We start from the raw sequence: 15,339 nt of genomic DNA, 5'->3' as shown, positions 1-15,339 counted from the left end.
TTAAGGATTCTCATCCTGATGATCGCTCTCTACCGCCTTATCGATCAATTTGGACATTTCAATACCGTGCTCTACAGAATTGTCATAGTGAAAATGTAGAGTCGGCACGGTATGGATATGCAAACGCTTAAATAACAATGAATGTAAGTAGCCCGCTTTTTCTTGCAATGCATTTAAAGCATGCTCAGGCTCTGCACCCAATACTGTGAAAAACACTTTGGCATGAGCCAAATCTGGAGAGAGCTCAACACTTTGCAAAGTGATTAGGCCCAAACTAGAGCTACGTAACTCACGTGGAATAAGCTCGGCCAGGTCTCGCTGAATTTGATCGGCGAGACGCTGGTTACGATGAGGACTAGTCTTGTGCATATCTACTACAAATTACAGAGAACGAGCAACTTCGGTTACTTCAAATACTTCGAGTTGATCGCCTTCTTTAATATCGTTATAGCCTTTTAGTGACAGACCGCACTCAACGCCGGCGCGAACTTCCTTTGCGTCATCTTTAAAGCGTTTAAGCGAATCGAGCTCACCAGACCAGATAACCACGTTGTCACGCAAGAGACGAACGCTAGATGTACGTTTAACAACCCCGTCAACCACCAAGCAACCGGCAATCGCGCCAACTTTAGATACCAAGAAGACTTGACGAATCTCTACCAAGCCAGTGATCTCTTCTTTCTTGTCTGGAGTCAACATGCCACTTAAAGCAAGCTTCACTTCATCTACCGCGTCATAAATAATGTTGTGATAACGAATGTCAACACCATTGTTTTCAGCCAGCTTACGAGCAGCCGCATCAGCACGAGAGTTAAAGCCAATAATGACAGCCTTAGAAGCAACCGCCAAATTCACGTCAGTCTCGGTAATACCACCCACAGCAGCGTGAACAATCTGCACCTTCACTTCTGGTGTAGATAGCTTCATTAAAGATTGAGCCAAGGCTTCTTGAGAGCCTTGTACGTCTGCCTTGATGATCAATGGCAGCAACTTCGCCTCAATCGCGCCCTCGCCCATGTTTTCCATCATGGTCTCAAGTTTGACTGCTTGTTGTTTTGCCAACTTCACATCGCGGAACTTACCTTGACGGAAGAGTGCAATCTCACGGGCTTTGCGCTCATCTGGAACAACCTGAACTGTTTCACCAGCGGCAGGCACTTCTGCCAAACCTTGGATCTCCACCGGAATAGAAGGACCAGCCTCATTACAAGGCTTCCCGTTTTCATCCAGCATCGCACGAACACGTCCAAAAGTGGATCCGGCTAACAACATGTCGCCACGCTTGAGCGTACCTGACTGGACCAGTACGGTTGCCACAGCACCCTTACCTTTATCCAATCTCGCCTCAATAACAAGGCCTTGAGCAGGCGCATCTTTAGGCGCCTTGAGCTCCAAGATCTCTGCTTGCAAGAGAACGTTCTCGAGCAATGCATCAATACCTTCACCAGATTTAGCGGATACAGGAACAAAAGGCACATCACCACCGTACTCTTCTGGAACCACTTGCTCTGCAACCAATTCTGTTTTGACACGCTCAGGGTTAGCTTCGGGTTTATCAATCTTATTAATTGCAACCACCAATGGCACGCCACCAGCAATTGCATGGTGAATCGCTTCCTTGGTTTGCGGCATCACACCGTCATCAGCTGCAACCACCAGAATCACAATGTCCGTAGCCTTTGCACCACGAGCACGCATTGCAGTAAATGCTTCGTGGCCCGGGGTATCGAGGAAGGTAATCATGCCGCGTGGAGTTTCCACATGGTACGCGCCAATATGCTGGGTAATACCACCGGCTTCACCAGATGCTACTTTTGCGGCACGAATCTTATCGAGCAAAGAGGTCTTACCGTGGTCAACGTGACCCATTACCGTAACTACCGGTGGGCGTGGCAACAACTCTGCATCGTGACCCTCAGCACCCAGATCAAGATCTGGATCATCCAATTTCGCAGCATGTGCACGGTGACCCATTTCTTCAACGATGATCATTGCCGTATCTTGATCAAGCACTTGGTTAATGGTGACCATCTGACCCATACCCATCAACAACTTAATCACTTCAGCACTCTTCACCGCCATGGAATGTGCCAACTCAGCAACCGTAACGGTTTCTGGTACATGCACATCGCGCACTATAGGCTCGGTAGGCACTTGGAAATTAGTATCGACATTGGCTTCAGCAACTTGACGTTGCTTTTTGCGAGCACCGCCAGTACGCCATCCACCCACACCACCAGAGCTATCACCACGAGTCTTTAATCCGCCGCCAGGCTTCTTAGCACCCTCTTCTTGCCATGTTGATGAAGTTTCAGAAGACTTGATAGTCTTGCCGCCAACCTTAGTTGGTTTTTTCTTCTCTTCAGCACCTTCTGCTTTTGCAGGCTTGTGTAGAGTACCTTTTTTCGCCTCTTCAGCGGCGACTTCGCTTGGCGCTTTTAATACACGCGCTGGCGCACTCATCATGTCGCGAATCGCCAAAGCTTCCGCTTCGGCAGCGGCACGGCGAGCACGAAGATCAGCCAATTCTTTTTCTTTGGCAGCAGCTAATTCTTTCGCTGCTTTCTCGGCTTGCGCCTTTTTCTCGGCCGCAGCTTCAGATGCCTCTTTAGAAGTTTGTTCTTCTTTTTCGGCTGGAGTCGCTACTTCTTTTTGACGCGCCTCTTCAGCAGCTTTCATTTCCGCTTCTTGACGAGCTAATAATTCAGCCTGACGAGTAGCTTCTGCTGCGCGCTTCTCCAACTCCTCTTCAGTCAGAATCGGTTTAGCTGGTGCAGCGCTAGCAGCCTTTGCTGGTTTTGCAGCTTCTGCGGCAGCAGGAGTTGCAGTCTCATCACCGCGCTTTACCAAGACCCGCTTTTTACGCACCTCAACCTGAACGGTACGGGTGCGCCCAGCAGAATCTGCCTGGCGAATCTCTGAACTCTCACGCTTAATCAGAGTGATCTTTTTACGAGCACCCGGTTCAGCATTGCCATGCGCTTTTTGCAAATACTCAAGTAAGGCCGTCTTGTCCTTATCGGTAATGCTCTCGTCCTCAGAACCTTTTTCGATCCCGGCTGCCTTTAATTGCTCCAAGAGGTCAGTCGCAGTTCTTTTCAGTTCCTTAGCGAGTACTTTTACTGTTGTTGTTGCCATGTACTACTTCCTCTCATGAAGTAAACCAATGTTCGCGCGCTTTCATGATGAGCGTTTTCGCAGTTTCTTCGTCAATTTGTGTTGCCTCTACTAGCTCATCAACAGCCAGTTCAGCGAGGTCATCACGGGTATGCACTTGATTGTCAGCAAGCTTGGCAATCAACTCTGTGGTCATTCCCTCTAGGGAACGCAAATCTTGCGACACTTCACCAATACGCTCTTCTTTTGCCAACTCCATAGTCAACAAAGAATCGCGTGCGCGAGTACGCAACTCATTCACAGTGTCTTCATCAAAAGAATCGATCTCTAACATTTCAGAGAGAGGCACATAAGCCACTTCTTCCAATGTATTGAAACCTTCTTCGATCAAAATGTCTGCAACTTCTTGATCAACGTCCAACTTGTCCATAAACAACTGGCGCACAGATGAAGCCTCTTTTTCAGTCTTCTCGGCTGACTCTTCAGGAGTCATGATGTTGATCTGCCAACCAGTCAAGTCACTTGCCAAACGCACGTTCTGTCCACTACGACCAATCGCGATTGCCAAATTCTCTTCATCAACCACAACATCCATCGCGTGACGCTCTTCATCAACCACAATTGAAGATACTTGGGCCGGAGCCAAGGCACCAATCACAAATTGCGCTGGATCTTCAGACCATAAAACGATGTCCACTGCTTCACCGGCAACTTCATTACGCACCGCAGTAACACGCGTACCACGAACGCCCACGCAAGTTCCAATTGGATCAATACGCTTGTCATAAGTAATGACGGCAATCTTTGCGCGTACGCCTGGATCACGAGCAGCACCTTTAATTTCTAAGAGGCCTTGTTCCATTTCAGGAACTTCGTTCTCGAATAACTTAATCAAGAACTCTGGGCATGTACGAGAAAGTTCAATTTGTGGGCCACGCGCTTCACGATCCACTTTAAGGATGTACGCGCGCACACGATCACCGGAACGCAAATTCTCTTTTGGAATCATTTGATCGCGACGTAGCAATGCTTCAACACGACCCGATTCAATAATCAAACCATTTTTGTCAGCACGCTTAACGGTACCAGTCATGACTTTCTCGCCACGCTCGAGGTAGTCATTCAAAATTTGCTCGCGCTCAGCATCACGAATGCGCTGCAAAATCACTTGCTTTGCTGCCTGCGCACCAATACGACCAAAAGCCAAAGACTCAATTTGCTCTTCGATGTAGTCACCTACTTCGATGTCAGCAATTTGCTCTTTAGCTTCAAATTGCAAGATTTCTTTATCTGGCTCCTGGAGTCCTGCTTCATCAGGAACTACCAACCAGCGACGGAAGGTTTCATATTCACCAGAATCGCGGTCGATCGATACACGAATATCCACGTCTTCGGTTGCATAACGTTTCTTTGTGGCTGATGCCAACGCCATTTCAAGCGCCTCAAACACAATCGCTTGATCAACGTTCTTTTCACGCGCTAGCGCGTCTGCCAACATGAGAACTTCTCGGCTCATGACTTTCTTCCTTTGAAATCAATAACAGGGACCAACCGAGTCTTATCGACCTCGGCTAAAGAAAACTCCAATTGAGACGGCTGACCATCAGCTGCCTCGAACACCAAACCAAATTTCGCATCAGGTGAACTCAATTCACCACTCAGCAAACCTTGCAACACACCACGAAAATTTTTACGGTTACCAACAGCAACGCGCAATTTCAAATCCACTTCCATTCCAGCGAAACGCTCAAAATCTGCGGCACTTTTCACTGGGCGGTCCAAGCCTGGAGAAGAGATCTCTAGGCGCTCGTAGGGAATGTTCTCGACTGGTAAGGTGTAGCTCAATTGATGGCTCACCTTTTCACAATCCATCACCGTGATCAATTGTTCGTAGTCAGGGTTTTCAATTGTGACGCGCAGCAGTCCACCGGCTTCACGCTCGATATCTACCAGCGTGTAACCCAGGTTTTCCAACTCTGCAGCGATGATCTGCTGATCTCTCACAACTTCCCTTCAAGCTAAAACGGCAAAAAAAAATGGGCTTCAAAGCCCATATTCTCGAAATTCAGAACAGGCCGACTTACGTTGATCGCAACATCAGTCGGTAACAACACTTGCAACTATTTGTGTTGCAAGACTTAAATTGTAGCGGATTTTTAGTGAGATTTCTAGGGAAAACTGTTAAAAATCAGAAGCTTTCGCCAGGATTTCGAGACTTTCTAGGTCCCTTATGAAAGGGTTTTTTACCCTTTGGCGCACCGCGTTTAGGGCCATTGCCTGGATTTTGTGGGTTTCCAGTGACAAAAGCAGACTGGCCATGGTGAACTTTTTTACTCTTATTTCGACCCTGGCCATTACCTGCCTGACCACCTTGCCCCGGTCTACCACCCTGTGTGCGACCACGGAATGGTCCGCGCCCATCTCCAGAGCCTCCAGCTTTGGCATTCTTGCCCTGATGGGTCATGCCATGATGACCGCTAGCAAGCGTTAAGGCGTCACGTGAGCCCCAATAAGAAACCGAGGTTTGCATCGGATCAGGCTGGAAATCTGCGCTCTCAGGATTACGGCTTTGACCACCAGAGTTGGGATTGCGACCCTTATCTTGGGGTTGCGGCATTTTTAAGCCAGCAGACTTCATCAAGTTATAGATACCACCAGCCTCTACCTCTTCCCATTTGCCGCGACGCAAGCGCGGTGGCAATAAGAACATGCCATAACGCGTACGAATCAAACGAGATACGGTGTGACCTACCGCTTCAAACATGCGGCGCACTTCACGATTACGACCTTCAGTCAATGCAACGTGATACCAACGATTGGCGCCATCGCCACCACCCATTGATAAACGCAAAAATCGTGCTTGCCCATCATCGAGCTTGATACCGCTCTTAAGTTGCGCAGTGTTCTCTTGACTTAGTTCACCCAAGATACGTACAGCGTACTCTCGCTCTACACCATAACGTGGATGCATTAAACGATTGGCTAATTCACCAGAGGTTGTAAATAACAATAAACCTTCTGTATTAAAGTCTAGGCGTCCTACCGCAATCCAGCGGCCTTGGCGAGGTTTTGGCAAACGATCAAATACAGTTGGACGACCCTCTGGGTCTGACTGACTGACGATTTCGCCGGCAGGCTTGTGATACAAAATCACGCGCGGTGGTTTTGTTTGTATCTTGCGATGAACTTGCTTCCCGTTAATACGCACCTGATCGGTTGGACCAATCCGTTGACCAATATGGGCTGGCAAACCATTAACCGATACACGACCTTGAATAATCAAGTCTTCCATGTCGCGGCGTGAACCCATACCAGCATCTGCCAACACCTTGTGCAACTTAACGGTATCTTCGTCTTCTGCTTCGTCATCCAATCCGTCAAGATCAGACCAGACTTCATCACGCAAACTCAAAGGCAATTCGTCAATATTGGCAAATTGCAAACTACTCATTTCTTCTTCGGTGGGTGCATCAGAATCTTCATCTTCACGCGAACGTTGTGCGCGTTGCGCACGGCGCTCTGCTCCAGTCTGATGAGAAATTTCACTCTCATTCAAACCTTCTGGATTTTTGGCTTCCACTACTTCTGGGGCATCTAGTGCAGCATCAAACTCACCAGATACTACAGAGGCAAATAAGGCCTCTACCTCTGCTGGATTCGGAGCGAACTTCGATCCATGATTACCGCCACCTTCACGTGAACCATTCTGTGCATCACCCTCACGACCCTCGCGGCCATCACGGCGTTGCTTATCTTTATTGAATGGGCGCTTCTTATTAAAAGGATGCTTACCCGTCCCGGCACGACGCGGGTGACGGGGACCCCGATCCTCACGCGAGCCACGCTCACCAGACTCTGACTGATCTGCACCCGCCTGTGGAGCAGAAGACTGATGGTCAGTGTGGCTAGGCGCTGTTGCTGCGGGAACTACTGGGGATGAATCGTTATCGTTGGAACTTGTCATTACAAATTATTTTGTTTCGTCTGTTTGTTCGTCAGACTCTGGGCTTGTTTCTTCTGCCGCTTCTTCTGAATTGCTCTCTACGGTTTCCTCGTTGGATTCCGAGATCTCAGTAATTTCAGTCACCGTAGCTTCTTCAATGACTACAGTTTCCACTGTTGCCGTTGGGTCAAACTCCATCACGGCTTGACCTAACTGCTCGGCAGCAGCCATTGGAGCCGCATCTTCCAACATCGGCAAACTTTGTAAATTGGTGAGACTTAAATCATCTAAGAATTGTTTTGTGGTGGCGTACAAACCTGGGCGGCCCACAGTGTCTTTGTGGCCAATCACTTCAACCCAACCACGATCTTCCAACTGTTTCATAACGTTACTGCTGACAGCAACACCGCGAATCTCTTCGATCTCGCCGCGTGTTACCGGTTGGCGGTAGGCAATAATTGCTAAGGTTTCCATCACCGCACGAGAATACTTCGGCGGCTTTTCTGGTGTAAGGCGATCTAAGTATTCGCGCATAGATAAACGGCTTTGGAAACGCCAACCAGTAGCAATGTGTACCAGCTCCATGCCTTTGTCATCCCATGCACTCTGTAATTCCACTAGCGCTTCATCAATATCTGCCGTGGTGATGTCTTCCACAAACAGACGTGACAGGTCAGCCACGGTGAGAGGCTCCTGTGCACACAGGAGGGCTGTTTCAATAACGCGCTTGTTGTGATCGTCCATAAAAATTGGGCTATCAGGAATGTCCTGAGTAGACTCTAGTAAATGTATTTCAGTAATGGGTTGGGTGTTTTCTAGCGACTACGGGCAATCCATCTGATTTCTAGTTTGGGAATTGTCCGCGCTGCACGAAGTCTTTTTCGTTCACCGTGAAACCATTATAAGGTAGGCTCAATACAATAGCCAAATGCATTCGAATTCATCAAAAACCCCGCTCAACCCATTGAACCCAGCCTCCCCCAAGCGCCGTAAAGCACTCGGCCTGGGATTGGCCTCTCTTTTAAGCATGGGAGGACTGAGCTCTTGCGGTTTGATTGGGTCAAAAAAGCCAGTAATTGGGTTGGTTTTGGGGGCTGGTGCTGCTAGAGGCTTTGCTCATGTGGGCGTCATTAAAGCGCTCGAGGCACAAGGTATCCGACCCGATATCGTCGTTGGCAGTAGCGCAGGTAGCGTCATTGCCGCCCTACTTGCCTCTGGAGTCAGCGGAAATGAGCTCAATCGACTTGCCTTGAACTTAGACGAGGCAACGATTGCTGACTGGGGATTGCCATTTGCAGGACGCTTTGGCGGACTTATTAAAGGCGATGCCCTACAAAACATGATTAATCGTGAAGTGCAAAATAAACCCATTGAACAAATGCGCATTCCCTTAGGAATCGTGGCAACAGAATTGCAGTCCGGTAAGGGCGTGTTATTTCGCACAGGAAACACCGGTCAAGCAGTTCGCGCCTCATGCAGTATCCCTGGCGTATTTCAACCAACGATTATTGGCGGTAAAGAATATGTGGATGGTGGTTTAGTTGCACCAGTGCCAGTGAGTTATGCAAGGCAAATGGGTGCAACTATAGTGATTGCTGTCAACATTTCTTCAGAGCCTGTTCATCAAGATGCTAGCGGTACATTTGGAGTACTCCAGCAAACGATCTCAATAATGCAAAGAAGCATTAATCAGTTTGAATTGAAAAGTGCCGATATCGTCATCACACCGCATCTAAAACAAATGAGCGGCAGTGACTTTAAGTCCCGAAATGCTGCGATTCTTGCTGGCGAAGTGGCCACACAAGAACAAATGGGGTTAATTAAGGAAAAGCTAAAGGGCTAAGCCTGATAAGGCTTATAGCGTATAGGCTCTATAGGCTACGAGACTTACGCTTGAGATTTTTAACTTCCTTCAACAACTCTTGACGCTCGCTGTCGTCCAAGTTGTCACTGCCGTCTAGGCGACGTGCACCATCAAAACGTTTATCCCAGTACAAGCTACCAAGATCATCTACGCGCACGCTGGTGCCCTTTGATGGTGAGTGGATAAATTTATTATCCCCAACATAAATACCAACATGAGAAAACGTTAGGCGCATCGTATTGAAAAATACAAGGTCGCCTGGTTGCAATTCTTCGCGACTAATTGGTTTACCAACACGACTCATTTGCGTAGACTTGCGTGGCAATAAAAAGCCTAACTTGTCTTTAAATACATAACCAACAAAGCTGCTACCATCCAATCCAGACTGCGGTAACTCCGCATCCCAGCGATAGCGCACGCCAATCACTTCCATTGCGCGGTTAATCAACTCTTCAGATTTCCCAGTAACGGTATCGGCAAAGCGATCAGAAACTTTAGCAATGTACGCCTTACCTGCTTGAAACATGCTCTCTTTTGGAACCGCTGTTTCAGCGACCGCGGGAGCATCTGTAGGTGTATCGGCTGCATGCGCCATGAAAGGCATACCCAGGACCAGAATGAGTCCTAAACTTTGCGAAAAAAGCGCTTTATTGAATGACATCCGACCAGTTTAACAAAGATAGCTACATTAACCAAGTTGAAGAGTATCTCTTAATATTTTGTTTTCATTAGTTTTTTTATCTTTATTACGGCCTTCGTTGGGTAAATATGCACCAAATATGAGCGCATGAAATGGCGCTTAGGTCAATTCAGCCGCCGCAAAGAGCTCTTTTGTATATACCTGCCGTGGGTGCTTGATGAGAGTTTCGGTTTCCCCAAACTCCACAACTCTGCCCTCTTTCAGCACCATCACCTCATGGGACATCGCTCGAATTACCGCCAAATCATGGCTAATCATGAGATATGCCAAGTTGTATTTCTTTTGCAGTTCAGAAAGCAAGGCAAGCACTTGTTTTTGTATAGAGACATCCAATGCCGAAGTCGGCTCATCTAACACCAAGATCTGTGGGCGCAAAATGAGTGCCCGAGCAATTGCGATGCGTTGACGCTGCCCACCAGAAAATTCATGCGGGTAACGATGCAATGCAGAACGATCAAGCCCAACTTCTTTAAGCATATCCACTACCCGAGATTCTCGCTCTGTCACAGATAGTTTTGGATGATGCACATCTAAACCTTCTGCGATGATTTGCAACACGCTCATTCGCGGAGATAGTGAACCAAATGGATCCTGAAAAATGACTTGCAAACTTGCGCGCATTGCACGGCGCTCAATCGGTTTTAGCAACTGCCAATCTTTACCAAGCACATCTACATTGCCAGAAACTTGAGCGGCAGAGTCGCCAAGCAAACCCAGCACAGCCATGCCAAGCGTGGTTTTACCAGACCCAGATTCACCGATCACACCGATCGTTTGACCCTGCTTTAATTCAAAGCTCACCTTCTTTAACACTTTATGTGGTGCAGCCTTTTTAAACCAGCCAACCGTTTCGAAACTTGGATAGGCAACCGACAACTCTTCAGTCTTGAGTAGCACTGGTGCCAGCGGCATTACCGGCGCAAGATTGCGAACGGGCTCGCTATTCACTAAAGCGCGTGTATACGGATCTACTGGATGATCAAACACTTGCTTGGTTGTGCCAACCTCAATTAAATTTCCTTGATTTAGAACAGCCACTCGCTGTGCAAAATGCTTCACCAAATTGAGGTCATGCGTAATTAATAAAATACTCATACCGCCATGTTCTTTGGACTCTTGTTGTAATTCTTTCAAGAGATCCAAAATTTGCATGCGCAAACTAACATCCAATGCGGTCGTTGGCTCATCGGCAATTAGCAGTCTGGGTTTGCAGGCCAAAGCCATCGCTATCATGGCGCGCTGTCGTTGCCCGCCGGATAGTTGATGGGGGTAGGAATGAAATCGTCGTTCTGGTTCTGGAATACCAGTTTTCTTAAGCAGGTCAATCGCGGCATCCATCGCATCTGCCTTTGAAATCAAGGGCTGATCAATCTGCACCGCTTCGATAATTTGATTGCCGATTGTGAATAGCGGATTTAAGGCCGTCATTGGCTCCTGAAAGATCATGGCGATCTCGCGCCCACGAATCTCCCGAATATCTTCAATAGACATAGGCAAGAGGTCTACTTCCTCTCGCCCATCGCGTTGCTTCCAGAAAATTTTGCCGTTCACTTTGGCGCCTTCGGGCTCTAACCTGAGTGGCGCTAATGCAGTCAATGTTTTTCCAGAGCTGGACTCACCCACCAAGGCCAGTCGCTCACCAACACCAATCTCTAGATTGAGATGATTTACGGCAAACTTTTCGCGACGCCCTGCACCAAACGAAATAGACAGGTTTTCATAACGCAACAGACTCATGAACGACCTCCGTTCATCAACCCGGCTTTGCGTGAGTCATAAGCATCGCGCAGTGCTTCACCCATAAAGGTCAGCAATAACAAGGTGCTTACCAAAACCACAAAAGTGGATAACGAAATCCACCAAGCATCAAGGTTGCCCTTGCCTTGCGATAGCAACTCTCCTAAGCTGGGCGTGCCTGGAGGAACTCCTAGCCCTAAAAAATCTAAGCTAGTTAGAGAGAGAATCGCTGCGCTCATGCGGAAAGGCAAAAAAGTGATCACCGGCGTCAAACTATTTGGCAGAATGTGGCGCCACATGATCTGCACGTTGGTTAATCCAAGTGCTCTTGCGGCTCGCACATACTCCAGAGCACGGTTGCGGAAAAATTCAGCGCGCACATAATCTGACAAACCCATCCATCCAAAAGCCGCTAGCAACAAAATCAACAACAAAACACTTGGATGAAAGATCGAAGCAAAAATAATCAGCAGATACAACTCTGGCATAGCGGACCAAATTTCGATCAAGCGTTGAGATATGAGATCAAACTTTCCGCCAAAGAAACCCATCAGTGATCCCGTGATAACGCCAACGGTAACACCCACGATCGTCAGCGCCAGACCGAAGAGAATGGATAAACGGAAGCCATAAATAAGACGAGATAGAACGTCGCGACCCCGGTCGTCAGTCCCCAACCAGTTCTGCCAGGATGGGGGCGCAGGATTAGGCGATGGCGCAAAGTAGTTCAGCGTCTCGTAACTGTATTTAATCGGTGGATAGATCGCCCAATTTCCGCCACTGGTGATGTTGTGGCGAATATCGGGATCTAAAAAATCCGTTGGGGTCGCAAAGTCACCACCAAAAACAGTTTCCGCTTGGTTATTCACAATCGGGAAATAGAAATGCCCGTCATAGCGAACGACTAAGGGCTTATCGTTTGCAATGAACTCCGCACAAAGCGACACTCCAAAAAGTGCAACAAAGATCCACAGGCTAATATAGCCGCGGCGATTTGTTTTAAAACGCTGCCAACGACTCATGACCCTCCTCCCGAACCAAACTGGATGCGAGGGTCGACATAGACATAGCAAAGATCAGAAATCAGCTTAGTAAATAAACCAATCAAGGTAAATAAGTAAAGCGTTCCAAATACAACTGGGTAATCGCGACGCATGACCGACTCATACGAAAGCAAGCCAAGTCCATCGAGAGAAAACAGGGTTTCAATCAGCAAGGATCCCGTAAAGAATGCGCCAATAAAGGCGGCCGGAAAGCCTGTCACCAGCGGCAACATCGCATTACGGAAAACATGCTTCCATAACACCTGCTTCTCGGTAAGGCCTTTAGCTCTGGCAGTCAACACATACTGCTTACGAATCTCTTCCAAAAAGGAATTCTTGGTCAGCATCGTGACAACCGCAAAACTACCCAATACCGATGCTGTGATTGGCAATACCAGATGCCATAGGTAATCCATAAGCCTACCAATCAGACTGAGCTCACTCCAGTCGTCAGAGGTAAGGCCTCGCAAGGGAAATATTTGTAGAAAACTACCGCCACCAAAAACTACTAGCAACAAAACGCCCAATACAAATCCTGGAATCGCATAACCGACCAGGATCATGGTGCTTGTCACCGCATCAAAACGAGAACCATCTCGCACTGCTTTCGCAATTCCCAGGGGAATCGAAACTAAATAGGTGATGAAGAATGTCCACAAGCCAATACTGATGGACACTGGAAGCTTGGACACTACTAAACGCCAAACACTTTCATGTTGATAGTAGCTATCGCCTAAATCAAATCTGGCAAATCGACCTAGCATCATGAAGTAACGCTCCAGCGGAGGCTTATCAAAACCGTAGAGCGCTTTTACCTCTTCCAATCGCTGCGCATCTACCCCCTGGCGACCGCGGTAGCTCGCACTAGCGCCTGCACCCGATGACTCACTACCGCCGGTTGCAGCGCCACCTTTGCCTTTAAGCTCCAACACCATTTGCTCGACTGGTCCACCCGGCACAAATTGCACCACTGCAAAGGTCAGCGTTAAGACACCTAAGAGTGTTGGGATCATTAACAGCAAACGCTTGAGGATATAAACGCGCATTTGAGCTTGCATTATTTACTTTCCTCTTTCCACCAGTTTTGCATAATCCACGGCTCCGCTTGGTAATACAGTGGTGGTTCTGGATAACGCATTTCCTTGCGGAAGGCGACACGATGAGTGGGGTTGTACCACTGCGGCACAACGTAATAACTATTCCACAAGACCCGATCGAGTGCACGCGCTGCTGTACGCAATTGATCTCGATTCTGCGCCCTGGTGATTTCTGAAACCAAGGCATCCACTACAGGCGATTGAATACCAATCACGTTATCAGAACCTTTTTCTTTTGCAGCCTGACTACCAAAACGATCCCATAACTCACTGCCCGGGTTTTGAGAATCCTGAAAACGCACTGTCGTCATATCAAAGTCATACTCATTCATCCGTTTTTGATGAAGCGCAAAGTCACTAGTGCGCACATCCACCTGAATCCCCAATTTTTCAAGATTACGAATATAAGCTGAGATTACCCTGAGGAAAAAGCCACCATCTTCAACAATCTCGAAGCGAAATGGCTCTCCTTTTTCATTACGTAAGGCACCATCGCGATATTGCCAACCTGAATGCATTAATAACTCTCTTGCCTTGCGCAAGTTTTGTCGCAAACTTGCTGGTGGCAGCGTAGATGGCGCTGCTGGCATGGGCCCAAATACCGCATCAGGTACCCATTGAGGGTATTGCGCCTTGAGAGACTTGAGTAATTTCAACTCGCCTTCTGTTGGCTTACTAGGTTCATCAAAGTTTGCGCTCAAATCGCTATTTGTAAAGTAACTATTAATACGACTGTATTGATCAAAAAAGATTTGGCGATTGAGCCACTCAAAATCCAATGCCAATCCTAAAGCTTGGCGAACTCTTGCATCTTGAAAAATCGGTCTGCGAATATTCATCGCAAAACCTTGCATGCCTGCGCCATTGTGATTGATAAACGCTTTTTTCGTCAGCGTTCCGTTATCAAATTTTGATCCCACATATCCTTTAGCCCAAATTTTGGCCCGGTACTCGACGATGGCATCAAACTCTCCCGCCTTAAAGGCTTCAAGACGAACGGCATCATCGCTGTATAGCTTATAGAGCACACGATCAAAGTTATAGAAGCCAACTCGAATATTAAGTGGCTTAGCAAGATGGTCAGCCCAATACTGCGGGTTCTTCTTATAGACAATGGATTTACCTGCCTTGAACGATTCAATTAAATAAGGTCCGCTACCGATAGGCGCCTCAAATGCAAGACTTTCAAATGGGGTCATGCTGCCATCAGGCTTCTTACCCCAGTTGCGCGAGAAAATTGGGAGCGTTCCCGCCAAAATTGGTAATTCTGAATTGTTATTTTTAAATTCAAAACGCACTAATCGATCTGAGAGAACCACTGCGGATGTAATGTCGGCAAACGTCGTTTTATAGCGTGGGTGCGCTTTGCCACTCATGAGCACATCAAAGCTGTATTTCACATCTGCTGCTAATACAGGACTCCCATCTGAAAATTTGGCTTCTGGGCGAATATGGAATGTGACTGACTTATGATCCTTTGCAACTTCAATGTCATCTGCAAGCAATCCATACACGCTTGAGGTTTCATCTGCACTACCCTCAGCTAAGGACTCAAACATCAATTCAATGCCGGGTGCAGTCACGCCGCGCAATGTAAACGGATTGAACTTATCAAAACTGGTTCGTTGTCCTGGGTTTGGCAAAACCAGGGTACCCCCTTTAGGGGCATTCGGATTGACATAGTCAAAATGGGCAAAGCCGTCCGGATACTTTGGTTTGCCGTACTGGGCAATCCCTTGAGCCGCCAATGCCACACTACTTGCCACCCCAGTCAGGGCAGCCAAGAGCACAAAATGGGCAATTTTCCGAAAAGGGGCAAAAGGAGTTTGGGCTGACAT

The 15,339-nt window shown here is 47.7% G+C and carries 12 protein-coding genes; 1 reads left to right on the top strand and 11 read right to left on the bottom strand.

The genetic code is table 11. The features are described 5' to 3' along the window. From rbfA to scpB, 6 genes are all read right to left on the bottom strand, one after another. Positions 1 to 369 carry a 30S ribosome-binding factor RbfA gene (gene rbfA / locus IC571_RS04365; protein WP_215317595.1) on the bottom strand — a complete coding sequence of 123 codons (369 nt, stop codon included), beginning with the start codon at positions 367 to 369 and terminating at the stop codon, positions 1 to 3. Between the two features lie 12 nt (positions 370 to 381). Further along, complete coding sequence (gene infB / locus IC571_RS04360; protein WP_215317594.1) at positions 382 to 3,138, bottom strand: translation initiation factor IF-2; 2,757 nt, start codon at positions 3,136 to 3,138, stop codon at positions 382 to 384. Positions 3,139 to 3,151: 13 nt separating this feature from the next. Further along, positions 3,152 to 4,633: a transcription termination factor NusA gene (gene nusA / locus IC571_RS04355; protein WP_215317593.1), complete on the bottom strand. Its 1,482-nt coding sequence runs from the start codon at positions 4,631 to 4,633 to the stop codon at positions 3,152 to 3,154. Continuing rightward, positions 4,630 to 5,121: a ribosome maturation factor RimP gene (gene rimP / locus IC571_RS04350; protein WP_215317592.1), complete on the bottom strand. Its 492-nt coding sequence runs from the start codon at positions 5,119 to 5,121 to the stop codon at positions 4,630 to 4,632. The genes nusA and rimP overlap by 4 nt, the downstream gene beginning before the upstream one ends. Before the next feature lie 184 nt (positions 5,122 to 5,305). Continuing rightward, positions 5,306 to 7,081, bottom strand: coding sequence for a 23S rRNA pseudouridine(2605) synthase RluB (rluB, locus tag IC571_RS04345; protein ID WP_215317591.1), 1,776 nt, complete (start codon positions 7,079 to 7,081; stop codon positions 5,306 to 5,308). Between the two features lie 6 nt (positions 7,082 to 7,087). Next, positions 7,088 to 7,804 carry an SMC-Scp complex subunit ScpB gene (gene scpB / locus IC571_RS04340; protein WP_215317590.1) on the bottom strand — a complete coding sequence of 239 codons (717 nt, stop codon included), beginning with the start codon at positions 7,802 to 7,804 and terminating at the stop codon, positions 7,088 to 7,090. Between the two features lie 283 nt (positions 7,805 to 8,087). Between scpB and IC571_RS04335 the strand changes: the two genes are divergently transcribed. Further along, positions 8,088 to 8,903 carry a patatin-like phospholipase family protein gene (locus IC571_RS04335; RefSeq protein ID WP_371742909.1) on the top strand — a complete coding sequence of 272 codons (816 nt, stop codon included), beginning with the start codon at positions 8,088 to 8,090 and terminating at the stop codon, positions 8,901 to 8,903. A gap of 28 nt (positions 8,904 to 8,931) precedes the next feature. Here IC571_RS04335 and IC571_RS04330 read toward each other — a convergent pair whose 3' ends face one another. The 5 genes from IC571_RS04330 to IC571_RS04310 form a co-directional block, all read right to left on the bottom strand. Then, complete coding sequence (locus IC571_RS04330) at positions 8,932 to 9,585, bottom strand: C40 family peptidase (protein WP_215317588.1); 654 nt, start codon at positions 9,583 to 9,585, stop codon at positions 8,932 to 8,934. Between the two features lie 138 nt (positions 9,586 to 9,723). Continuing rightward, positions 9,724 to 11,361, bottom strand: coding sequence for an ABC transporter ATP-binding protein (locus IC571_RS04325; protein WP_215317587.1), 1,638 nt, complete (start codon positions 11,359 to 11,361; stop codon positions 9,724 to 9,726). After that, positions 11,358 to 12,383 (bottom strand): ABC transporter permease, encoded by a 1,026-nt coding sequence (locus tag IC571_RS04320; protein WP_215317586.1) that lies wholly within the window; start codon positions 12,381 to 12,383, stop codon positions 11,358 to 11,360. Before IC571_RS04320 ends, IC571_RS04325 begins: the two co-directional genes overlap by 4 nt. After that, positions 12,380 to 13,450 carry a microcin C ABC transporter permease YejB gene (locus IC571_RS04315; protein WP_215317807.1) on the bottom strand — a complete coding sequence of 357 codons (1,071 nt, stop codon included), beginning with the start codon at positions 13,448 to 13,450 and terminating at the stop codon, positions 12,380 to 12,382. The genes IC571_RS04320 and IC571_RS04315 overlap by 4 nt, the downstream gene beginning before the upstream one ends. Positions 13,451 to 13,461: 11 nt before the next feature. Further along, entirely contained in the window at positions 13,462 to 15,339 is a 1,878-nt protein-coding gene (locus tag IC571_RS04310; RefSeq protein WP_215317585.1) for an extracellular solute-binding protein, read from the bottom strand.

Origin of the sequence: Polynucleobacter sp. MWH-UH2A (assembly GCF_018687195.1) — a bacterium.
Classification (GTDB): Bacteria; Pseudomonadota; Gammaproteobacteria; order Burkholderiales; family Burkholderiaceae; genus Polynucleobacter.
Note: the sequence above shows the minus strand (reverse complement) of the source record. Positions and strands in the feature narration are given on the sequence as shown.